19 protein-coding genes are annotated in these 22,581 nt (G+C 44.2%); all 19 read left to right on the forward strand.

What is annotated here, in order from left to right:
- Window positions 1-11: 11 nt before the first annotated feature.
- The 19 genes from mutS to EIH25_RS03650 all read left to right on the forward strand — a co-directional run bounded on the left by mutS (window position 12) and on the right by EIH25_RS03650 (window position 22,555).
- Entirely contained in the window at window positions 12-2,627 is a 2,616-nt protein-coding gene (gene mutS, locus EIH25_RS03560) for a DNA mismatch repair protein MutS (protein ID WP_124098620.1), read from the forward strand.
- Between the two features lie 25 nt (window positions 2,628-2,652).
- A complete protein-coding gene (locus EIH25_RS03565) occupies window positions 2,653-3,243 on the forward strand; it encodes a nitroreductase family protein (RefSeq protein ID WP_124098622.1) in 591 nt (196 codons plus the stop codon).
- Between the two features lie 46 nt (window positions 3,244-3,289).
- Entirely contained in the window at window positions 3,290-5,311 is a 2,022-nt protein-coding gene (mutL, locus tag EIH25_RS03570) for a DNA mismatch repair endonuclease MutL (RefSeq protein WP_124098624.1), read from the forward strand.
- Window positions 5,312-5,356: 45 nt separating this feature from the next.
- Window positions 5,357-6,289 (forward strand): tRNA (adenosine(37)-N6)-dimethylallyltransferase MiaA, encoded by a 933-nt coding sequence (gene miaA, locus EIH25_RS03575; RefSeq protein WP_347561938.1) that lies wholly within the window; start codon window positions 5,357-5,359, stop codon window positions 6,287-6,289.
- Window positions 6,290-6,342: 53 nt separating this feature from the next.
- The gene (hfq, locus tag EIH25_RS03580; RefSeq protein ID WP_124098628.1) at window positions 6,343-6,588 is read left to right on the forward strand and encodes an RNA chaperone Hfq; all 246 of its coding nucleotides are present in this window, start codon (window positions 6,343-6,345) and stop codon (window positions 6,586-6,588) included.
- 13 nt (window positions 6,589-6,601) lie between these two features.
- The gene (locus tag EIH25_RS03585; RefSeq protein WP_124098631.1) at window positions 6,602-7,825 is read left to right on the forward strand and encodes an HlyD family efflux transporter periplasmic adaptor subunit; all 1,224 of its coding nucleotides are present in this window, start codon (window positions 6,602-6,604) and stop codon (window positions 7,823-7,825) included.
- Window positions 7,797-8,510, forward strand: coding sequence for a YggS family pyridoxal phosphate-dependent enzyme (locus EIH25_RS03590; protein ID WP_124098633.1), 714 nt, complete (start codon window positions 7,797-7,799; stop codon window positions 8,508-8,510). The genes EIH25_RS03585 and EIH25_RS03590 overlap by 29 nt, the downstream gene beginning before the upstream one ends.
- A gap of 4 nt (window positions 8,511-8,514) precedes the next feature.
- Window positions 8,515-8,940 (forward strand): cell division protein SepF, encoded by a 426-nt coding sequence (locus EIH25_RS03595; RefSeq protein WP_124098635.1) that lies wholly within the window; start codon window positions 8,515-8,517, stop codon window positions 8,938-8,940.
- Between the two features lie 54 nt (window positions 8,941-8,994).
- Window positions 8,995-9,723 carry a YlmH/Sll1252 family protein gene (locus EIH25_RS03600; protein ID WP_124098638.1) on the forward strand — a complete coding sequence of 243 codons (729 nt, stop codon included), beginning with the start codon at window positions 8,995-8,997 and terminating at the stop codon, window positions 9,721-9,723.
- Between the two features lie 11 nt (window positions 9,724-9,734).
- Complete coding sequence (locus tag EIH25_RS03605) at window positions 9,735-10,475, forward strand: DivIVA domain-containing protein (protein WP_124098640.1); 741 nt, start codon at window positions 9,735-9,737, stop codon at window positions 10,473-10,475.
- Between the two features lie 17 nt (window positions 10,476-10,492).
- Window positions 10,493-13,288 (forward strand): isoleucine--tRNA ligase, encoded by a 2,796-nt coding sequence (ileS, locus tag EIH25_RS03610; RefSeq protein WP_124098642.1) that lies wholly within the window; start codon window positions 10,493-10,495, stop codon window positions 13,286-13,288.
- A gap of 116 nt (window positions 13,289-13,404) precedes the next feature.
- On the forward strand, window positions 13,405-13,926 hold the full coding sequence (gene lspA, locus EIH25_RS03615) for a signal peptidase II (RefSeq protein ID WP_124098644.1): 522 nt from the start codon (window positions 13,405-13,407) through the stop codon (window positions 13,924-13,926).
- A complete protein-coding gene (locus EIH25_RS03620; RefSeq protein ID WP_124098646.1) occupies window positions 13,913-14,821 on the forward strand; it encodes an RluA family pseudouridine synthase in 909 nt (302 codons plus the stop codon). The genes lspA and EIH25_RS03620 overlap by 14 nt, the downstream gene beginning before the upstream one ends.
- 16 nt (window positions 14,822-14,837) lie before the next feature.
- On the forward strand, window positions 14,838-15,653 hold the full coding sequence (locus tag EIH25_RS03625; RefSeq protein WP_124098648.1) for a Cof-type HAD-IIB family hydrolase: 816 nt from the start codon (window positions 14,838-14,840) through the stop codon (window positions 15,651-15,653).
- Window positions 15,654-15,673: 20 nt separating this feature from the next.
- On the forward strand, window positions 15,674-16,516 hold the full coding sequence (locus tag EIH25_RS03630; protein WP_124098650.1) for a transketolase: 843 nt from the start codon (window positions 15,674-15,676) through the stop codon (window positions 16,514-16,516).
- Window positions 16,517-16,520: 4 nt separating this feature from the next.
- The gene (locus tag EIH25_RS03635; RefSeq protein ID WP_124098652.1) at window positions 16,521-17,468 is read left to right on the forward strand and encodes a transketolase family protein; all 948 of its coding nucleotides are present in this window, start codon (window positions 16,521-16,523) and stop codon (window positions 17,466-17,468) included.
- A 70-nt stretch (window positions 17,469-17,538) separates the two neighbouring features.
- Window positions 17,539-18,186, forward strand: coding sequence for a sporulation protein YunB (gene yunB, locus EIH25_RS03640; protein WP_164489144.1), 648 nt, complete (start codon window positions 17,539-17,541; stop codon window positions 18,184-18,186).
- Between the two features lie 108 nt (window positions 18,187-18,294).
- Window positions 18,295-20,334 carry a single-stranded-DNA-specific exonuclease RecJ gene (gene recJ / locus EIH25_RS03645; RefSeq protein WP_124098656.1) on the forward strand — a complete coding sequence of 680 codons (2,040 nt, stop codon included), beginning with the start codon at window positions 18,295-18,297 and terminating at the stop codon, window positions 20,332-20,334.
- 1 nt (window position 20,335) lies between these two features.
- The gene (locus tag EIH25_RS03650; protein ID WP_124098658.1) at window positions 20,336-22,555 is read left to right on the forward strand and encodes a bifunctional (p)ppGpp synthetase/guanosine-3',5'-bis(diphosphate) 3'-pyrophosphohydrolase; all 2,220 of its coding nucleotides are present in this window, start codon (window positions 20,336-20,338) and stop codon (window positions 22,553-22,555) included.
- Window positions 22,556-22,581: the final 26 nt, after the last annotated feature.

The following is a 22,581-nucleotide window of genomic DNA, read 5'->3' on the forward strand; positions in this document are numbered from 1 at the left end:
AGTTGGCTTCGGTGCTTTTAAAGGACGTTGACGTTTCAAAGATTTCTCCTATGATGAGGCAGTATTTTGAAACAAAAATGAAATATAAGAAGCATATTTTGTTTTATCGCCTCGGCGATTTTTATGAAATGTTTTTTGACGACGCAATAATTGCGTCAAGAGAACTGGAGCTTACTCTTACCGGACGGGACTGCGGGCTTGAGGAACGCGCTCCTATGTGCGGAGTGCCTTATCATGCCTGCGATCTGTATCTCAAAAAACTGGTTGAAAAAGGGTATATGGTGGCGATCTGCGAGCAGACAGCCGACCCGTCAACCTGCAAGGGGCTTGTTCCGAGAGAGGTAATAAGGGTAGTTACTCCGGGAACTCTGATAGAAAGCAGTATGCTTGACGAAACGTCCAATAACTATATTTGTTCCCTTTATGTAAAATCAAAGGAATGTTCAATGTGCCTTGCCGATATTTCTACCGGCGAGGTGCACTTGTTTGAATTTTCCGGAAAGGAAATGTCAAACGACGCCATTAATGAGCTTTCGCGCTTTTCGCCTGTGGAGATACTTATAAACGACGCTTTTCTTTCCGTCAGAGATATTGGAGATTTTATAAGGACTCGTTTGAATACAGCGGTCCAGCTTCTTGACGAGGATCAGTTTTCTCCTGAAATCCATACCGACGAGGTTTTGAAGCAGTTTTCTGTAAACAGCCTGGACGAGCTTGCGATTACCGCAGATTCCGCCGCCGCTTTCTCGGTGTGCGGACTGTTCGGATACATACACGAAACTCAGAAGGCTCTTGTCGGACGTTTTTCACAGATAATACGCCACGACAAGGATCCTATTATGACTATAGGATTTACCGCGAGAAGAAATCTGGAGCTTACCGAAACGCTCAGGAGCAAGGAAAAGAAAGGCTCTTTACTCTGGGTGCTTGACAATACCAAAACGTCTATGGGCAAGCGTATGCTTAAATCATATCTGGAGCAGCCGCTTGTGAATCCCGCCAGGATAATAGAAAGACTTAACGCTGTCGAGGAGCTGTATAAATCCCCTGTCGAACTGGGTGAGATAACCGAGGTGCTTTCAGGCGTCTACGATCTCGAAAGACTGATGACCAGGGTAATGTACAAAACCGCGAGCCCCAGAGATCTGAAATCGCTGTCGCTTACGGCTTTGAAGCTTCCGGCTCTGAAGGAGCTGCTGAACGGTTTTTCATCGAAGCTGCTGGTTTCGCTCAACTCTCAGATATCGACTCTTGAATCGGTATCAACTCTGATAGAAAACGCTGTTGTCGACGAACCTCCGGTAAACGTCAAGGACGGCGGAGTTATAAAGGACGGCTTCAACGACAGACTTGACGAGCTGAGGGGAATAATCTCCGGAGGCAAGGATATTATTGAGAATATCGCTTCCCGCGAGCGCGAGAAAACCGGTATCAAAAATCTGAAAATCGGATATAACCGCGTATTCGGGTATTATATTGAGGTAACAAGGTCTTACTACGATCTGATCCCGGAGAATTACATCAGAAAGCAGACGCTTGCAAACTGCGAGAGATTTATAACCGAAGAACTGAAAAACGCTGAAAATACAATTCTCGGCGCAAACGATAAGGTCATAAGCCTTGAGCAGGAGATTTTTGCAGAGCTCAGAGAATTTATTGCAACGCAGCTGAGAATGGTTCAGGAAACCGCGTCGGCTGTAGCTGCGGTTGACGTTTTAAGCTCCTACGCGGCGGCTGCTCTGAAAAATAATTATACAAAGCCGGAAATTGCAATAGACGGAATCATTGAAATAAAAAACGGACGACACCCTGTTGTTGAGCTTATGCAGAAGGATGAAGTATTCGTACCTAACGATACATACCTTGATCTTACAAGCAACCGTACGGCGGTCATAACCGGTCCTAATATGTCGGGAAAATCCACATATATGCGCCAGGTCGCGCTCATTACGCTTATGGCTCAGATCGGATCGTTTGTACCTGCCGATTACGCCAAGATTTCCGTTGTCGATCAGATATTTACCAGAATAGGCGCTTCCGACGATCTTACCGCCGGTCAGTCTACATTCATGGTCGAGATGAGCGAGGTCGCCGATATAGTAAAGCACGCCACCAAGAACAGTCTGGTTATCCTTGACGAGGTGGGCAGAGGAACTTCAACCTTTGACGGAATAAGCATTGCAAAGGCGGTTACGGAATATATAACAACGTCTAAATCATTGGGCTGCAAAACTCTTTTTGCCACTCATTATCATGAGCTTATAAGTCTTGAAAACGAGCTTGACGGGGTTAAGAACTTTTCGGTAGCGGTAAAGCGCAAGGGCGACAGTATCAGATTCCTGAGAAAGATCGTTCCAGGGGGAGTAGACGAAAGCTACGGAATAGAGGTCGCAAAGCTTGCCGGTCTGCCCAATAAGATAATCAGCCGCGCCAAATCGCTTTTGGAGGAGATGGAGTCTGAAAATAAAAAAGCGTGTCTTGCTGCCAGCCAGACGTCCTCCGATCAGCTTTCTTTTGAAAAAATCAGCGACGGCATTGTCAGCGACAAGCTGAGAAAAACCAATATAGACGAAATGAACGACGCAGAGTTAAGGGAATTTGTCAGAGATCTGCTGAGATATGTGTAATTGAATATAAGCCGGGAGATTGAAAATGATCAGGTCAATCCTAAACAGAAGAAGTATCCGCAAGTACAAATCCGATGAAGTTTCGGAGGATGTTATTTTAAAAATAATTGAAGCAGGTATGCTGGCTCCGTCAGCGAAAAACCGGCAGCCGTGGAAGTTTGTCGCCGTAACGGGCAAATCAAAGGTCAGCATGATGAAAGCTATGGAAAAAGGGCTTGAAAGGGAAAAAGCAAAGCCTTTGCTGCCCGGAAGCGCTAAAGAATTCAGCGACGCAGAAAATACCTTTAAAATAATGCGGCAGGCGCCTTTGATTATTTTTGTGATCAACCGATTCGGAATAAGCATTGACAGGGAATTAACTCCTGAGGAAAGGATTTACGAGATCTGCAATGCTCAGTCCATCGGAGCGGCGATAGAAAATATGTCGTTAGCCGCGGACGATTTAGGCTTGGGCAGCCTGTGGATATGCAATACCTATTTTTCATATTATGAATTGTGCGAATGGCTTGAAACCGATAAAAGCCTGTTTGCCGCACTGGCGATAGGCTATGCCGACGAAAGTCCTCGGGCCCGTCCAAGGCTCGGCTTGGACGTTGTTTTTGAGCGGCGCAAATAAAACGGCGTTTAGTTATGCAGAGCAGTCTGTTAGAAAAGGGATTAAAATGTCTGAAATAAAAGTATTGAGCAAAGAGGTATCAGAGCTTATTGCGGCGGGCGAGGTCATAGACCGTCCCGCCTCGGTAATAAAGGAGCTTTTGGAAAATTCAATTGACGCAGGAGCAAACGTTATAACCGTTGAGATAAAAAACGGCGGAAGAACCTATATCCGGGTTACTGACAACGGAAGCGGTATAGCGGAAACTGATATTTCAAAGGCCTTTTTAAGACATGCCACCAGCAAAATTTCCACTAAAAACGACCTTGACAGGATCATGACGCTGGGATTCCGCGGCGAGGCTTTGGCGTCTATCAGCGCGGTATCAAGAGTCGATGTGCTTACGAAGCCTATTGACGAAGAATACGGCTGTCATTACATAATTGAAGGCGGAGAGGAAAAGCTTTGCGAAAAATCCGGCTGTCCTGACGGAACGACCTTTGTGGTGAGGGATATTTTCTATAACGTTCCGGCGAGGCTTAAATTTCTTAAGAAAGATACCTCAGAGGGCAATTATGTTGCTAACTATGTGACCAAAATAGCATTGTCGGATCCTGACATTTCATTTAAATTTATCCGCGACAATAAGACGGAGCTGCTTACGGCGGGGGACGGTAAATTATATTCGGGCATTTATTCCGTTTTCGGCAGGGAATTCGCCTGCTCTCTCATTCCGGTCGAATATTCGTGGAACGGAATAAGAGTATACGGATATACCGTAAAGCCTCTGAATTCAAAATCCAACAGAAAATTTCAGAATTTTTTTGTAAACGGAAGATACGTTAGATCCAAGGCCTGCTGCGAAGCTTTGGAGGAAGCCTACAGAAACAGCATTATGACAGGAAAGTTTCCGGCTTGCGTACTTTGCATAGATCTTCCTCCCGATTTTATCGACGTCAATGTCCATCCGACCAAAATGGAAGTCAGATTTTCCGACGAGCGGCTTGTTCATGAGGCTATATTCTTTGCCGTTAAAGATTCGCTTCAAAGACAGGATAAGCCTGTGAAAATTGAATTTGACGAAAAACGGCGTCATTTTTCAGACAGCGAATTATACCGCATACCCGAAAAGCCGCAGGGAGTTCAGCTGAAATTTTCTGCTCCTCATGAAAATACGCGGTCCGCCGCCGGTTTATCCGATGATTCGCTGAACAAGCTTCCGCAAAATTTTTCTGAGGAATCCGTTACGGTTGTTCCTCCGGTAAATGATTCTCCCTTAAAGGCTGAGAAAAAAACGTCTGATGATTTGTTTTTATCTTCGCTTGAAGAATCGGGAATTAAAGAGACTGCAAAGCCGTCCGGCGATGTTTCGGATATTTATGATGACCGCAAAGCCGCTCTGCCTGAAATTTCTGATGATGAAATTGAAACTTCGGATTTCAAATATATATCTAAGAGCTCCTTTGAAAAAAAGAACGTTCAAAGCGTGGTTACCGATGAAGAAGGCGATGATGAGATCATCAAGCCCATAGTTGTCGGAGAGCTTTTTAAAACTTATATTGTCGCTCAGGCAGGGGAGGAAATGCTGTTGGTTGATAAGCATGCCGCCCATGAAAGATATATTTTTGAAAAAATAAAGAATGACGCAAACCAGCTAGACACTCAGATGTATATTGAACCTATCATGGTGCTGCTTTCCTATGACGAATACGACGCCTTAGCTTCCAATATTGAACAGACTGCAAAGCTTGGCTTTGATATCGAGCCTGATGTTGCTCCTACCGTTGCCGTAAAGGGAGTTCCGATCATAATCGGAGATGAAAATCCGACGGAGCTTGTCAGCGATCTGGCTAAGAATTTTCTCGCCTGTAAGCTTAATCCGCAGCTTGAGCTTTTCGACGAGCTTTATCATTCAATAGCCTGTAAGGCGGCGATAAAAGCCAACGACGAATCCAGCGCCGCGGAGCTTCAGGCGCTTGTAAATTCAATATACGGTCGTGACGATATCAGATATTGTCCTCACGGCAGACCTGTAATGATAAAGCTTTCAAAAAAGGATATAGAAAAGCAATTCAAACGAATAGTTTAAAAGCCGAGGTGAGCTTGTACGGAAAATAAAATACCTTTAATAGTTATAGCCGGTCCTACGGCGTCAGGTAAAACCAAGCTTGCCGTTGAAATATCAAAGCTTTACGGTGGGGAAGTAGTGTCTGCTGATTCAATGCAGATATACAAGGGAATGAGCATTGCCACTGCCAAGCCGGACGAAGCGGAAATGCAGGGAATCCCCCATCATTTAATTGATTTTCTCGAGCCGGAGGAGCCGTTCAGCGTAGCGGATTACGTCAAGCTGGCGCGGCAAGCCGTTAAGGAGATATATTCAAGAGGGAATATGCCCGTTGTGTGCGGCGGAACCGGATTGTATATCAGTTCCCTGATAGATAATGTAAAATTTGACGATACCTCGGGAAGTACGGAAATAAGAAAACGCCTTGAGAAAGAAGCGGAGCAGCTCGGAAAGCACGCGTTATGGGAAAGACTCAGAAGCGTTGACGAGGAAACCGCTCTTAATACGCACGAAAACAATCTTCCGAGAGTTATCAGAGCTCTGGAGGTTTATGAAATCACCGGTGAAAAATTATCTGTCCATAAGGCGAACAGCAGAACCGGAGGATCTCCTTATAAAACCTGTATTATCGGCATAGGGTTTGAGGATAGGCAGGCGTTGTATGAGCGGATAAACCAGAGGGTCGACGTCATGATAAAAAACGGTCTGATAGAAGAAGCCTGCGCTTTTTATCACAGCCGCAGACCCGCTACCGCTTGTCAGGCGATCGGATATAAGGAGCTTATTCCTTATTTTGAAAATAAATCAGAGCTGTCCGAATGTATTGACAAAATAAAGCAGGAAACACGCCGATATGCCAAGCGGCAGCTTACTTGGTTTAGACGAGTTGACGGAATTCAGTGGGTTATGGCCGACAAATTTGGAGAATATAAAAATTTTCTTGAAAATGTGCAAAATATTATAGCCAAATCAGAAATTATGTGTTATAATAAAAGCTGATATAATATTTTATCATCAGTTGTTGTGTAAAAATGTTAAGGAGTGTAATTGTTATGAACAAAAATTTAAATTTACAAGATGTTTTTCTTAATCAGGCAAGAAAAGATAGGGTGCCTGTAACGATTTTCCTTATGAACGGATATCAGTTTAAAGGTATGGTAAAGGGCTTTGACAGTTATATTGTTATTCTTGACTGCGAAGGAAAGCAGAATGTCGTTTACAAGCATGCTATTTCCACAATAGTACCCGCCCGCCCTATAAATGTGCTTGACGCGGCTGAGCAGCAGGACGACAACTAAAAGGTGATTTTTAATGAACTCAGTCACTACAAAAATTCTTGTAGGTCTTTTGTCCGTGCTGACGCTTACTATGGTAGGCTCGCAGATATATACCAGGCTTAACGATAAGCATGATACAGAAGAAGCGGTGCTGTGTGATATAAGCGAAAACGTTCCGTTTCAGGGCGTTATAGTCCGCGACGAAAAAATTATCACTTACGACGGCGAAGGCGTTCTGGATTATCTGTATACCGACGGCAGCAAGGTTTCTGTAGACAACCCTATAGCCGAGGTTTATTCGTCCGAAGAGGCTATAGCGGCAAAGCATAAGGCTGAAAAGCTCATCAGCCGTGTCAATGATCTTGAAAGAGCTCAAAACCCCGGTACTACGAATTATGTGCAGCCGGAAACTCTTAAATCCAAAATTGACGATCAGTACAGGCAGCTGCTTACCTATTCTCAGGAAAGAGATTTTGAGTCGGCTGTGAAATTAAAGAGCGATATGAGCGTTGTGATAAATATATATAACATCATAACCGATACCTCAAAAAACTATAATTCAAAGATTTCAGAGCTTGAAAGCGCTGCGTCGCAGCTTGAAGCTCAGGCTGGTGACCCTGATGTTATCAACGCGCCGGAAACGGGATATTTTGTTTCCTACTGCGACGGATATGAGAACAGTCTTTCTGTCGAAGCCTTAAGCTCGGTTACTCAGCAGGAAATAGAAGATGTCGTAAATAACGCGGGCATAAATAAAAGCGGTTACGCTGAAAATGCGATCGGTAAAATGTTTGACGATTATTCATGCAGCATTGCCGGCGTAGTGGACAGCGACAAGCGGATAATTGAAGGAGATACGCTTCAGATCATGTTCAGCACTTCCAATAGTGTTTATGACGTAACCGTCGAATCCGTCAGACAGGCCGAGGAAGACGGCAAATCTATTATAGTGCTGTCATGCGACAGACTTGACGAATCTCTTGTTCAGTCAAGAGTGCAGTCGGTCGAGCTGATTTTTGAAGAGTATCACGGCATTAAAGTTCCAAGAAAAGCTATTCGCTTTCAGGGCGAACAAAAAGGCGTTTACGTTATTCTTGGCAATGAAATCACTTTTAAGAAAATCGACGTTATTTATGAAGGCGATGATTTCGTAATTTCCAAAAATACTTCCGACGAGGAGTATTTGCTGCTTTATGATCAGATCCTTCTGGAGGTGGTATCTAATAAAGATGTGTCAGAAATCAGTGAATCCTCCTGAATTTCAGTATATTCTTGAAAACTACAGGCAGATATGCTACAATGTAGGCAACGCGGCTGCAAAGTACGGCAGCGGCAGCGTAAAGATCATGGCGGTTACCAAAACCGTTCCTCCCGAAAAAGTCAATTACGCGGTATCTCTGGGAATTGATCTGCTGGGAGAAAATCGGGTTCAGGAGTATCTATCAAAAAAAGACAGCTATGATAAATCAGCCCGGGTGCATATGATAGGTCATTTGCAGACAAATAAGGTAAAATACGTCATTAATAATGTTGACATGATACAGTCTGTTGACAGCGTTAAGCTGGCGAATGAAATTAACAGGCTAGCAGAAAAAAACAAAAAGACTATGGACATTCTGATCGAAGTGAATATCGGCGGAGAGGAATCTAAAAGCGGCGTTCCTGCCGACAGGGTTTACTCGCTTATAGAGGAAATTTCCGCAATGAAAAGCATTTCGGTCAAGGGACTGATGGCTGTTCCGCCCATCGGATCCGGCGACGAGGCATTTGACAAAATGAATCTGCTTTTCCAAGGTGTAAAGGAAAAGCGTTTTCCGGGAGTTTCTATGGACATTCTGTCCATGGGTATGTCCGGTGATTACGAAACGGCCATTAAACACGGGTCGAATCTGGTAAGAATAGGAACCAAGCTCTTCGGGGCAAGAAAATATTTGGAGGTTTAAGGCAATGAGCGTATTACAGGGTTTTAAAAGTATTTTTTTAGGTGAAGACGAGATTGAACAGGAAGAGGAGTATCAGTCAATCTATGAAAATAAAAAGGATTACGACGAAGCTGACAAAAATCCCAACCGCGAGGTAAAAATCGCCGCGACTACTACTTTGCAGATCGTACTGGCAAGACCTAACGATTTTTCCGAAGTAAAATCCATCGGCGACGATATCAACGATCAAAAAACAGTTTTGCTGAACCTTGAAACAGTCAAGAGCGAAGACGCAAAGCGTATTCTTGATTTCCTTTCAGGCGTAGCTTATGCAAATCAGGCAGACATAAAAATGATGGCGCAGAAAACGTTTGCTATTATGCCTAAAAACGTAGGATTTTCCGGCGTTGATCTGATGAGCGAATTGGAGAACAACGGTTACAGCTTTTAAATGAAAGCTCTTGATTTGTCGTTCCTTGGGAAAGTCAGCAGCGAAGACAGGATTATGCTCAACAGAACAGTACAGTGGGCTTATAACGCGGAAAATAAGTTTCAGACAAAATACTCCTTTTTTCTTGACGAGCGTCAGCTTGCTCTTTGCGAAACGGTGTTACAGTCTGTTAAATTTGACGGTTATTCTTCATTCGGAGGGTATGAAAGCGCACAGCGTAAGGTGTTAGGCTTTTTTGCGCCTTATGACGATAAAGATCTGCAAGCTTTTCCGATTGTACCGCTTACTTTCACCTACAGAAAAAGCGACAGGCTCACGCACAGAGATTTTCTCGGCGCGGTTATGAGTCTTAAGGTGTCAAGGGAATCCGTCGGAGATATAATCGTTTCAGAGGGAAAGTCTGCGGTCTTTCTTTATGAAACCGTTGCTGAATATGTTCTTCAGAATTTAAACAGGATTGGCAGGACAGGCGTTAAAGCGGATAAAGGCTTTGATCCAGACATGGTTTCCATACAGAATTTTGAAGAGCTGAAAGGAACCGTTGCGTCGCTCCGGCTTGACTGCATTGTCGCTCTTGCTCTTCACATTTCGAGGGAAAAGGCCGGCAGTTTGATTTCTTCACTTGGTGCAGACGTTAATTATGCTCATATTTCTGCGCCGAGCTGTCCGCTTAAAGAGGGAGACAAATTCTCCGTCAGAGGTTACGGCAAATTCAGACTTGAACACATAGGCGGAGCTTCAAGGAAGCAGCGCGTTCATATAACATTGACAAAATATGTTTAGGAGGCATTATTATGTTAAAAGCAAACGAGATAAAAAGCAAAACGTTCGATACGGTCAGAAACGGCTATGATCCTGATGAGGTCAGCGCTTTTCTCGCGGAAATTGCAGAGGCTTATGCAGCCGCGTTGTCCGCTAACGATGACAGCGAGGCCAAGATATTCAAGCTGGTGGAAAAAATAAATGAATACCGGGCAGATGAGGACGCAATAAAGGACGCTATGATCAACGCCCAGAAGGAAGCCAGCAAAACTGTAAATGACGCTAAAGCCAAGGCAAGGGACATGATTGAATCTGCCAAGACCGAGCAGGTTCGTCTTGCAGAGCAGAGCGCTTCCGAATGTGAGCGGATTATAAGGGAGCATAAGGAAAAGTGCGCTCAGCTGATCAAGGAAAATACCGAGATAACCGAAAAGAAGATAACTGAAATCAGAAATCAGCTTGAAAAAGAAAAAGCAAAGTATGAGTCTTTGAAGTCAGAGGTTACATATTTTAAAGCCAATCTGGTGGAGCTTTATAATAAGCAGCTTCATCTGATAATGGAGATTCCGGAAGCAGAGGTCGAAAAACCGGCAGTTTCTTCTGCTGCAGCTCCTGTCGAGGAGCCTGTTCAGGCTGAACAAGCTGAAGAAAAAGGCGAAACAGAGTCTGACGCCAAAGACGAACAGCTGGAAAAGGTTCTGAATACCGGATCTTTTGAACCGGTAATTCCAAAGGAAAATTTCGCCGATCTTAAATTCGGCAAAAATAATTGATTGTTAGGAGAAGTCAAATGCCACAGGATTATAACAAAACGCTTAATCTTCCTGAAACTGATTTTCCCATGCGGGGAAATCTTCCGAAGAGAGAGCCTGACGCCTTGAAAAAATGGGACGAAGAAAGGCTCTATTACAAGATGATAGAGAAAAACGAGGGAAAACCTTCATATATCCTTCATGACGGACCTCCGTATGCGAACGGCGATATTCATCTCGGCACTGCTTTAAACAAGGTGCTTAAGGATATAATCGTTAAGTATAAAAATATGAGCGGATACTGCTCGCCATATGTGCCGGGATGGGACACTCACGGTCTGCCTATAGAACTAAAAGCGATGAAGGCTATCGGCGTTGAAAACGGAGCCATTCCTCCTATTGAGCTGAGAAAGCATTGTAAGGATTTTGCCCTTTCGTTTGTAGAAAATCAGAAAAACCAGTTTAAAAGACTGGGCGTTCTGGGTGATTTTGACGATCCTTATCTTACGTTAAAACCCGAATTTGAGGCACGTCAGGTAAAGATATTTGGTGAAATGGCAAAAAAAGGCTATATTTATAAAGGCTTAAAACCAGTTTACTGGTGTCCCGAATGTCAGACGGCTCTCGCCGAGGCTGAAATTGAATATTCTGACGATCCCTGCTTCTCCATATATGTTAAATTCAAGGTGACGGACGATAAAGGTATTTTTACTTCTCTCGGAGTTGACCTTGACAAGACCTATTTCGTTATCTGGACGACAACAACCTGGACTTTGCCCGGAAATATGGCTATATGCCTTGGACCTGAATATGACTACTGCATAGTTAAGGCTAACGGTGAAAACTATGTTATGGCAGAGTATCTGGTGCCTGAGGTAATGTCCAAGGCAGGTATAACCGAATATGAAACTGTCGGCAGGTTTACGGGAGCTCAGCTTGAGGGCTGCAAAACCGAGCATCCCTTTATGGGAAGGCCTTCTCCGATAATTGTAGGTTCTCATGTAACCCTTGAAAGCGGTACCGGCTGCGTTCACACCGCTCCAGGCTACGGTGTCGACGACTTTGAGGTATGCAAAAATTACGACGATATAGGCATTGTTGTAGGAGTTGACGGCAAGGGCGTGCTTACCAAGGATTCCGGTATGTTTGAGGGACTTACTACTGACGAAGCCAATAAAGCGATTGGAAAGCATCTGGTTGAAACGGGAGCGATGTTTGCGACCGAAAGAATCGTTCACCAGTATCCGCATTGCTGGAGATGCAAATCGCCTATTCTGTTCAGAGCTACCGAGCAATGGTTTTGTTCAATAAACGATTTTAAGGACGAGGCAGTTAAGGCTATAGAAGAGGTTAACTGGATTCCCGGATGGGGCGAGGAACGAATCAAGGGAATGGTTCGCGACCGTTCGGACTGGTGTATTTCACGTCAGAGAACATGGGGAGTTCCTATTCCTATCATTTATTGCACAGACTGCGGAAAGCCTGTAGTAACGGAGGAAACTATAAACGCTATTTCTGAGCTTTTCAGAAGAGAAGGCTCTGACGCGTGGTATACACATGATTTAACTGAGATCATTCCCGATAGCGTCAAGTGTGAATGCGGCTGCGGAAGCTTCACAAAGGAAATGGATATAATGGACGTATGGTTTGACAGCGGAGTTACTCATGCCGCTGTGCTTGATGAGCGCGATAACCTCCGTTCTCCTGCCGATCTGTACCTTGAAGGCGCCGATCAGTACAGAGGCTGGTTCCAGTCGTCGCTGCTTACGTCCGTTGTTTGCAGCGGTCACGCCCCGTATAAAAACGTCTGCACTCATGGCTGGGTTGTAGACGGTCAGGGCAAGACAATGCACAAATCTCTCGGCAATGGCATTGAGCCTGCTGAAATTACGGATAAATACGGAGCCGATATTCTGAGACTCTGGGTCGCTTCTTCAGATTATCATTCTGATATCAGAATTTCCAAGGATATTCTGGGACAGCTTTCCGACGCGTATAAGAAAATACGCAATACCGCCAGATTCATTTTGGGAAATCTCTCCAACCAAGGCGGATTTGATATTGACAAAGACGGTGTTTCGGACGATGAGCTGTATGAAATTGATAAATGGGCTTTGCTCAAGCTTGACGAGCTTATTGATAAGGTCAATACGGCGTATGAAGCCTTTGATTACCATATAGTATTCCATGCGATCCATAATTTCTGCGTTATTGATATGTCTAATTTCTATCTTGATATTCTTAAAGACAGACTTTACTGTGAAAGGCCTGATTCAGTAGAAAGGCGCGCGGCACAGACTGTAATTTACAGAATTCTTTCAGCGATCGCAAGGCTTGTAGCCCCGATACTTTCGTTTACCGCAGATGAGATATGGTCTTATATGCCTCATTCGTCCAAGGACAATGCGGAAAGCATTTTCCTGAACGATATGCCGAAAAAAAGCGGTCTTACCGCAACTGCTGAATTTTCAGAGAAGTGGGATCTTATCGCTGCGGTTCGTGAGGACGCAAAAAAGGCCCTTGAGATCAAACGTGCCGATAAAGTTATCGGAGCTTCGCTGGAGGCTGAGGTTCATATTTATGCGGAAGGAAAGCTTTATTCGGATATTTGCGCTATAAAAGAAGAACTTCCTGCATTGCTTATCGTATCAAAGGTCGAAATATTTGAAGGCGCCGGTAACGGCGAATACAAGGGCGAGCTTGAGGGCGTTTCCTTTACCGTTTCAAAAGCCGGAGGCGGCAAATGTGAGAGATGCTGGGTTTATTCTGATTATGTCGGAAAAAATGAAAAGTATCATACTCTTTGCGAAAGATGCTGCAATGTAATAGAATAATTCTTTGTGCTCTAAGGCTCTGTAAAATCAGAGCCTTTTGGGCATTTCATGAATCTAAGGTTTCATTATAAGCTTTAATACTTACCGCTGACGGTTAAGCGGGGAAACGAGGAAAAATGTTTATTATTTCGCTTGCTATAATTGCGGTTTTGACCGCAATAGATCAGCTGATAAAATTTGCTGTCGTAAAAAATATTGAGATAGGTGAAATAATCAAGGTAGTCAAATTCGGTTCACATGACATTCTCAGCTTGACTCATATAACCAATGACGGAGCGGCATGGAGCATTATGTCAGGCAAAACCTGGTTTCTGATAGGGATTCCTGTTGCCGTAATAATTGCCGCGCTTGTTTATATGTACAAAAAGCGCGGCGGAAGCAGACTGCAAACGATTTCATTGTCGCTTGTTATTGCAGGCGGTATCGGAAATCTGATTGACAGAATACGAATAAAAGAAGTCGTGGATTACATTTTGTTTGAACCGATTGATTTTCCGATTTTTAATTTTGCAGATATATGCGTTGTGGTCGGTGCGGTTTTATTTTGTATTTATATAATTTTCTTAGAAGGAAAAGGTCAAAAATACAGATCTTCGGAATCGGAAACTGAAAAGGCGGATAACAATGAACAGGCTTGAGTTTTACGCCGAAGAGGCTGATGAAGGCAGCAGAATAGATAAATGGCTGTGCGTTCATGAACCCGGATTTACACGTTCGGCGCTTCAGAGGCTTATTGAAAGCAACAGCGTTTTTGTCAATAATAAACCTGTAAACAAGAATTATAAGCTTAAAAATTCGGATCAGGTGGTTGTAATTGTTCCTGAGCCTGAGCCTTTGGAGGCTAAACCGCAGAATATACCTATAGATGTAATTTATGAGGACGACGATCTGCTGGTTGTAAACAAGCCTAAAGGAATGGTAGTCCATCCCGCAGCCGGAAATCCTGACGGAACTCTAGTTAATGCATTGCTTTATCATTGCAAGGGACGGCTGTCCGGCATAAACGGCGTTATCAGACCGGGTATCGTTCACCGTATAGATAAGCTGACAAGCGGGTTGCTTATTATCGCCAAAAACGATACGGCTCATAATATACTGGCTGAACAGATAAGGCTGCATAGCTTTACAAGGGAATACAGAGCCGTAAACTGCGGAAGATTTAAGGAGCTTTCCGGAACAGTCGACGCTCCGATCGGCAGAAGCAAATATGACCGGAAAAAGATGTGCGTTATCGACCAGAATTCCAAGCGCGCCGTTACTCACTATGAGGTAATAGACGAATTCGGTCAGTATTCAATGCTTAAATTCCGGCTTGAAACCGGCAGAACTCATCAGATAAGAGTTCATTCCGCTTATATAGGTCATCCTGTTTTAGGGGACAGCGTATACGGCAAACCGTTTAAAGGACTGGATGGTCAGTGCCTTCATGCGAAAAAAATAGGCTTTATCCATCCGTCTACAAAGGAGTATATGGAATTTGACAGCGAGCTGCCGGATTATTTTTCAGATATATTGAAAAAATTAAAAGCATAAGAGAGGTTTACCCTATATGTTTGAGGATATAAAAAAAGTATTGCTTATTACCGATATGGACGGAACGTTTCTTCCTGCAAGCAAAAAGCCAAGCTTTAAAAACCTGCAGGCGGTAGAGCATTTTCAAAAGGCCGGAGGAAAGTTTTCGATTGCAACAGGGCGATCGCTTCAGGCTTCACAGCAGTATTTCAGCGATTTTACAGTAAACTGTCCTATTATAATGTGCAACGGCGGAATGGTATATGATATACAGAAGAAAAAACAGATATATGATGTTTATCTGCCCGAAAAGGCAAGGGACTTTACACGCCAGATTCTAAAAGATAATCCTGACGTCGGATGTGAAGTTTTGCTGCTTGACGGAGTTTATGTGCCTCAGATGTCTGAAATGGAGTGGAAGCACTGTGAAATCTGCAAGGTTGATCCAATTTTGTGCAGCCTGGATAAAATTCCAAATAACTGGTACAAGGTTTTGTTTACCAATACTCCCGACAAATTGGGAAGGCTTATTGATTATACTGAAAAAAACGGTTTTGATGATGTTGATTTTGTTATATCGTCTCCTCAGTATTATGAAATGCTTCCTCAGAATATTTCCAAAGGCTCGGCGCTTGAACATATGAGAAGCATATGTGGCATGGAGGATTATACCATCGTGGCGGTAGGCGATTTCAATAACGATATTGAAATGCTCAGATATGCCGACGTCGGCGTGTGTCCCTCTAATTCGACTAAGGACGTAAAGGCTGCCGCGGACATCGTCCTTGAAGTTTCATGCGAAGAAGACGCTGTCGCCGAGGTGATAGATTACATATCGACTCAGTTAAAATAACATATATGGAGGTTTATCGTATGGACGCTACTATTAAAAAACAGCTTGAAATCAACGCCTGTAAGGTTCGTCTTGGAATCCTGGAGGGTGTGTTCAACGCTAAATCAGGTCATCCGGGCGGTTCTCTTTCGATTGCGGATCTGCTGACTTATCTGTATTTTGCCAAGATGAACGTTTATCCTGACAAGCCTGAGGAGCCTGAACGTGACAGATTTGTGCTTTCAAAGGGTCACACCGCGCCTGCGCTGTATTCCGTTCTGGCTCTGAAAGGATTTTTTGACGGCTCAGAGCTTAAGAATCTTCGTCATATCGGCGCCTTGCTTCAGGGACATCCTTGTATCCATATCCCGGGTGTAGATATGTCCTCGGGTTCCTTGGGGCAGGGTATATCCGCAGCCTGCGGAATGGCGCTTTCAGGAAAGATTTCGGGAAACACCTATAAAGTTTATACTGTTCTGGGAGACGGTGAAATACAGGAGGGTCAGGTTTGGGAGGCAGCCATGTTTGCCGCTCACTATAATCTGGACAACCTTGTGGCTGTAATTGACAATAACGGACTTCAGATCGATGGTAAGATCCAGGACGTAATGTCCCCTTATCCGATAGCCGAAAAATTTGAAGCTTTCGGCTGGCATACTATAAAAATGAACGCTCATGATTTTGACGATATTGAGAGAGCCTTTGACGAAGCTGAAAAAATTGCGGGGCAGCCGGTAGCTATCATTCAGACGAGCGTAAAAGGAAAAGGCGTTTCATTTATGGAAAATAACGTTTCCTGGCATGGCGCCGCGCCTAACGCCGAACAGTATGAACAGGCTGTAAGCGAGCTTAAACAGGCGCTGAAAGAATTAGAGGAGGGCTGATATTATGGCTGATATAATCAAAAAGGCTACCAGAGAAAGCTACGGCGAAGCTCTTGCCGAGCTGGGAGAAAAATATGAAAACCTTTATGTTTTGGACGCCGATCTGGCCGCCGCCACCAAAACCGGAATTTTCAAAAAGAAGTTTCCTGACAGATTCTTTGACTGCGGAATTGCCGAAGCCAATATGATGGGTGTTGCCGCCGGTCTAGCCGCTACAGGAAAGATACCTTTTGCCTCTACCTTTGCAATGTTCGCGGCAGGCAGAGCGTTTGAAATTGTAAGAAATTCCATTGGATATCCTCATCTTAATGTAAAAATCGGAGCTACTCACGCCGGAATTTCAGTGGGTGAGGACGGAGCAACTCACCAGTGCAACGAGGATATCGCTCTGATGAGGACGATTCCCGGCATGACTGTAATAAATCCTGCGGATGATGTTGAAGCCAGAGCCGCGGTTGAAGCGGCAATACTTCACAACGGTCCCGTCTATATGAGATTCGGACGCCTTGCCGCTCCGGTATTCAACGATAAAAGCACTTATAAATTTGAGCTTGGAAAGGGAATAAAGCTGAGAGAGGGAACAGACATTTCTGTTATTGCTACAGGACTTATGGTTTCTCAGGCTCTTGAAGCGGCTGATATCCTAGCGGCGCAGGGAATAAGCGCTGAAATAATTAACATTCATACTATCAAGCCTATAGATTCGGAAATCATTGTTGAATCGTCAAAGAAAACGGGACTGGTCCTTACAGTGGAGGAGCACAGCGTTATAGGCGGACTTGGTTCGGCAGTATGCGACGTACTGAGCTCAGAGCTTCCTACTAAGGTCGTAAAAATCGGAGTGAACGACGAGTTCGGATATTCCGGCCCTGCCGCCGAGCTCTTAAAGGCTTTCGGTCTGTGTGCGGACAACATTGTAAAAACAGCTAAGGCGGCTGTTGAAGCAAAATAAGGAAAAACTTGCAGTTATATTAACAAAATCGCTTTCTCTTGTATATTATAAGCAAGAGGAGGCGATTTTATTGAGCCGGTACAGCACATCAAAGACATTTAAAATATCTTACATAATTCTTGTTTTGATCGTGGTTCTGGCAGTATTGGCTTTTGTATTTCACAGACAGGTAAGCCGTCATATGTCGGAAATCTGCGAGTACAAGGGAAGAAATACTGCCGCGGAAATTATCAGCAGCGCTGTTAAACAGCAGCTTCAGAACGAAGCCGACCAAAACAGAAGCTATATAGAAATAAAACGGGATCCGGAAGGAAATATAACTTCCATCGAAACAAACAGCGCGGCAGTCAACGAGCTGCAGAATAATATAAGGGAGTCGGTCAACAACGCGCTTTCTGATATCGATAACAAGGAGCTTTCTCTTCCTCTGGGAACCTTGTCAGGCATAACCTTTTTCAGCGGGAGAGGTCCTGAGGTAAGTCTGAGGCTTCATCAGGTAGGCGCGGTCGATACGGAAATACACAGCGAATTTATTGCTCAGGGTATCAATCAGACCAAGCATAGAATATCCGTATCGGTTACCGCTGAAATTTCAGCTATCCTGCCGCTTCATTCTACCGATATAGTGATATCCGACGAATTCTTGATATCGGAAACCATTATTGTCGGGGAGATCCCTTCGGTGTATTTATCCGAACAAAAAGGCGGTACAGAGTAAAACCAACACTGCACAGAGCAGTGTAATAATTATTCTGCGCTATTGAAAAAAAGGCTTGAATATGTTATAATATAATGAAATGTAATTTATCAGTTAGGATTTGTTGTAATGAAAAGATGGAAAGTAAAAAAGCCTGATGAAAAGCTTGCTGCCGATTTTAGCAGAAAATGCGATTTAAGTCCCCTTACCTTAAAGGTCCTTATTTCAAGAGGTTATACGGAATTTCAGCAGATAGCTGACTTTTTCAGTGAAACCGACCTGTTTGACCCGTTTATGCTTAAAGATATGCAGGCGGCGGTGGATACTATAAACAGAGCCGTAGACAGCTATGAGCTTATCTGCGTTTACGGAGATTACGACTGCGACGGAGTAACCGCAACGGCTATCCTCTATAATTATCTTGAAAGCATGGGCGCAAACGTGATGTACTATATTCCGGAGCGGGAGGAAGGCTACGGAATGAACGCCGGGGCGGTAAGAGAGCTTGCTGAAAAAGGAGTTTCACTTATAGTTACGGTTGACAACGGAATATCTGCCCACGCTGAAGCCGAGCTGATCTCGGAGCTTGGAATCAAACTGGTTATAACTGACCATCATCAGCCGTCGGAGAAGCTGCCTAAAGCTGCCGCCGTTGTAGACCCTCACAGGATCGATTGTCCTTCGCTGTACAAGGAGCTTGCCGGAGTAGGAGTCGCCTTAAAGCTCTGCGCTGCTCTTGACGGAGGGGATTATGATATGGTCGTGGAGCAGTATTCGGATATCTGCGCTATAGGCACTGTAGCCGATATAGTTCCGCTTACCGGCGAAAACAGGGCAATTGTAAAAAAAGGCTTACTGTACATAAAAAACACCGAGAATCCGGGACTGAATTTTCTTATAGACAAATCAGGAGTAAAAAGAGAACGTCTCACCGCAGGTTCGATTGCTTATCAGATTTCTCCGAGGATAAACGCTGCCGGAAGATTCGGCTCTCCGCTTACTGCCGTAAAAGCTCTGCTCAGCGAGAACGAAGAGGACGCTGAAAACTATGTTGATACCCTTATGACGCTTAACAATCAGCGCAGGGAAGCTGAAGATGAGATCCTGACTGATATACTTAAATATATTGATAAAAATCCTGATGTACTTAACCGCCGTATCCTTGTTCTTGCGGGGAAAAACTGGCATCACGGAGTTATCGGTATCGTTTCCGCAAGACTTCTTGAAATGTATTCAAAGCCCAACATTCTTATATCTGTTGACAATGACGGTTACGCAAGAGGCTCTGCCAGAAGCGTAAAGGGCTTCAGTATTTTTAAATGCCTGAGCGAGGCTTCCGACCTGCTGGAACAGTTCGGAGGACACGAATGTGCCGGCGGTCTTACTATAAGAGAAGAAAAAATAACGAAGTTTACACAAAGGGTTTATGAATACGCGGACTCCCTTGAAGCAGTGCCGTCCGCGTCTGTCGAATGCGATATGCTTATATATCCCCAGGAGATAACTGCTGAAAATATTAAGGGACTTTCTGTTTTGGAGCCGTTCGGAGCAGGAAACGCTCAGCCGGTATTCGCCATGTCCGGCGTCCGTATCGACAGAATAATACCGCTTTCGCACGGCAGACATACGAAGCTTGATATAACCTACGGAGGTCTGCGTACACAGGCGCTCGTTTTCGGAATAGGTCCTGAAAAGCTTTCCCTTGTCCCCGGAGATATTGCCGATATGGCGGTAAATCTTGAAATCAATTCCTATGCCGGAACAGAAAGCGTATGCGTTAAGGTTATTGATTTTCGCCCTCACGGGATCAGTCAGGAAAAATATTTTGCAGCCAAGGACTGCTATGAAAAATACAGACGCGGCGAGCAGCTTCCTGAGGCTTTTCTGCGCAAGATGGAGCCCGACAGAAAAGAGCTTGTTTGGGTTTATAAATATTTGAAGGGCTTTAATGAAATATCAGCTGACGATCTTTATTTAAAGCTGAACAGTCCCGCCATGAATTACTGCAAGCTGAGAATATGCGTCGACGCTTTTGTTCAGACCGGACTTGCCGCTTTTACGCCGTCAACTCAGAATATAAAGCTGCTTCCTGTAAAAAATAAGGTTGATCTGGAAAACGCTCCTGTACTCAAAGAGCTTAGAAATAAAATATGCAGAGGAGGACGCTGATATGGAAGGCGTTAATAAAGATTATCTTTCCAATTCAAAAAACGAATACACGATCGACGCTTTGATCCAGAAAATACTGGACGGAGAAAAGCAGTATGACCTTTCTAAAATAGTGTCTGCATATGAGCTTGCCGATAAATATCATTCAGGTCAGAAGCGTGAGTCGGGAGAGCCGTATATAACTCATCCGCTTGCCGTTGCCTATATTCTTTTGGAGCTTGGAATGGATACGGATACGATCTGCGCCGCGCTGCTTCATGACGTGGTGGAGGATACCAGCTGTACTCTGGAGAATCTTCAGAAGCAGTTCGGTACCGACGTAGCTATGCTTGTAAACGGCGTTACAAAGCTTAAAAAGGTTGAAATCTTCACCAAAGACGAACAGAAGGCGGAGAATATCAGAAAAATCCTTCTGGCTATGAGCGAGGATATAAGGGTCATTATAATTAAGCTTGCCGACCGTCTGCACAATATGAGGACGCTTAACTTCTGCCGTGAAGAGAAGCGCCGAATAATTGCTCATGAAACCATGAATATCTACGCTCCAATAGCTCATCGTTTGGGTATCCGTTCAATCAAGGACGAGCTTGAGGATTTGTCCTTTCACTATCTTGACCCGTATGCCTATGAAGAAATAGACAAGCAGATGAATCTGCGCAAGGAGGGGCGCGATCAGCTGGTTGAAGATATAAAGGAGCGCATAAGGGAAAGACTTTCGCAGGATTTTGACCCTGTTCCTCAGATCGAGGGCAGAGTGAAAAGCAATTACGGAATTTATAAGAAGGTATACCGCGACGGAAAGGAAATCGACCAGATTTACGATCGGTACGCTGTAAGAATAATAGTAAATACGGTTACGGAATGCTATAATGTGCTGGGTATCATTCATGATATGTTTAAGCCCATTCCCAACAGATTCAAGGACTATATCTCAACGCCAAAGCCTAATATGTACCAGTCGCTTCACACGACCGTAATAGGCAGACAGGGCATACCTTTCGAGGTTCAGATACGCACATGGGAAATGCACCGTACCGCGGAATACGGCATTGCGGCGCACTGGAAATATAAAGAGGGAGTCAGAAGCAGCTCAAAGGACGACAACAGGCTTGCCTGGATAAGACAGATCATTGAATCTCAGCAGGAGTCAAACGATGTTGAGGAGATCGTAAGAGCTATTAAAAACGATCTGGCTCCCGAAGATGTTTTTGCGTTCACTCCTAAAGGCGATATGATAACGCTCCCTGTGGGATCAACTGTTATAGACTTTGCTTATGCTATCCATACTCAGGTTGGACATCGTATGTGCGGAGCAAAGGCCGATAAGAAAATGGTTTCTTACGACTATCAGATAAAGACCGGTGAAATCATAGAAATACTTACCACCAATGTTGAGGGTCACGGTCCAAGCCGTTCATGGCTTAATATCTGCAAAACCAATGAAGCTAAATCCAAGATACGTTCATGGTTTAAAAAGGAGCGCCGTGAAGAAAATATTTTTGAGGGAAAAAACGCTCTTGAACGAGAATTCCGCAGAAATATGATAAAGGTTCCGGAAGATGAGCTTGAGGACTTTTTAAAGCTCGATATGCGCAGACATAACTGCGAAACGCTGGACGATTTTTTCGCCGCGATAGGCTACGGCGGAGTACAGCTTTCAAAGGTAATGCAGCGGCTTAAATCCGAATACCACAAAAAGTACGGCGAAAAGATAACTGCCGATATAACCGAGGACATAAAGCCTCAGCGTTCAAAGAATTCGTCCGGAGTAATCGTGGACGGAATCGACGACTGCGTTATAAAATTTGCTCAGTGCTGCAATCCTCTGCCCGGAGATGAGATCGTAGGATTTATAACCAGAGGACACGGCATATCTATTCACAAATGCGACTGCGTCAACTATCAGACGCAGAAGGATAAAGCGGATACGGCTCAGAGATGGGTCCCGGTAAAGTGGGCGGCTACGGAAGACAACAAGGGTTATTTTAAAACTACTCTTGATATCATTGCCGTTGACAGAATCGGCTTACTTGCCGACGTATCCTCCGCGCTCGCGATGATAAATATATATATTCATGAGTCCACGTCGCGCGAACTGAAAAACGGTAACGCCATTTTAACGGTTACTCTGAGCGTCGCGGGAATGGAGCAGCTTAACAGCGTTATAGCAAAGATCAAAAAAATAAAAAACGTCATTTCAGTAGAGAGAAGCGGCAAGTAAAAGGATAATATTACAGAAATTTGAGA

The organism is Ruminococcus sp. Marseille-P6503 (genome assembly GCF_900604945.1).
GTDB lineage: Bacteria > Bacillota > Clostridia > Oscillospirales > Ruminococcaceae > FB2012.

Bases quoted from the DNA above. Each gene is read 5' to 3' on its own strand.
- EIH25_RS03565 (WP_124098622.1), top strand. From the start codon at position 2,653: ATGATCAGGTCAATCCTAAACAGAAGAAGTATCCGCAAGTACAAATCC.
- recJ (WP_124098656.1), top strand. From the start codon at position 18,295: ATGAAAAGATGGAAAGTAAAAAAGCCTGATGAAAAGCTTGCTGCCGAT.
- EIH25_RS03635 (WP_124098652.1), top strand. From the start codon at position 16,521: ATGGCTGATATAATCAAAAAGGCTACCAGAGAAAGCTACGGCGAAGCT.
- EIH25_RS03590 (WP_124098633.1), top strand. From the start codon at position 7,797: ATGTGTCAGAAATCAGTGAATCCTCCTGAATTTCAGTATATTCTTGAA.
- EIH25_RS03650 (WP_124098658.1), top strand. From the start codon at position 20,336: ATGGAAGGCGTTAATAAAGATTATCTTTCCAATTCAAAAAACGAATAC.
- EIH25_RS03585 (WP_124098631.1), top strand. From the start codon at position 6,602: ATGAACTCAGTCACTACAAAAATTCTTGTAGGTCTTTTGTCCGTGCTG.
- EIH25_RS03625 (WP_124098648.1), top strand. From the start codon at position 14,838: ATGTTTGAGGATATAAAAAAAGTATTGCTTATTACCGATATGGACGGA.
- mutL (WP_124098624.1), top strand. From the start codon at position 3,290: ATGTCTGAAATAAAAGTATTGAGCAAAGAGGTATCAGAGCTTATTGCG.
- hfq (WP_124098628.1), top strand. From the start codon at position 6,343: ATGAACAAAAATTTAAATTTACAAGATGTTTTTCTTAATCAGGCAAGA.
- EIH25_RS03620 (WP_124098646.1), top strand. From the start codon at position 13,913: ATGAACAGGCTTGAGTTTTACGCCGAAGAGGCTGATGAAGGCAGCAGA.
- EIH25_RS03595 (WP_124098635.1), top strand. From the start codon at position 8,515: ATGAGCGTATTACAGGGTTTTAAAAGTATTTTTTTAGGTGAAGACGAG.
- EIH25_RS03605 (WP_124098640.1), top strand. From the start codon at position 9,735: ATGTTAAAAGCAAACGAGATAAAAAGCAAAACGTTCGATACGGTCAGA.
- EIH25_RS03600 (WP_124098638.1), top strand. From the start codon at position 8,995: ATGCTCAACAGAACAGTACAGTGGGCTTATAACGCGGAAAATAAGTTT.
- ileS (WP_124098642.1), top strand. From the start codon at position 10,493: ATGCCACAGGATTATAACAAAACGCTTAATCTTCCTGAAACTGATTTT.
- EIH25_RS03630 (WP_124098650.1), top strand. From the start codon at position 15,674: ATGGACGCTACTATTAAAAAACAGCTTGAAATCAACGCCTGTAAGGTT.
- lspA (WP_124098644.1), top strand. From the start codon at position 13,405: ATGTTTATTATTTCGCTTGCTATAATTGCGGTTTTGACCGCAATAGAT.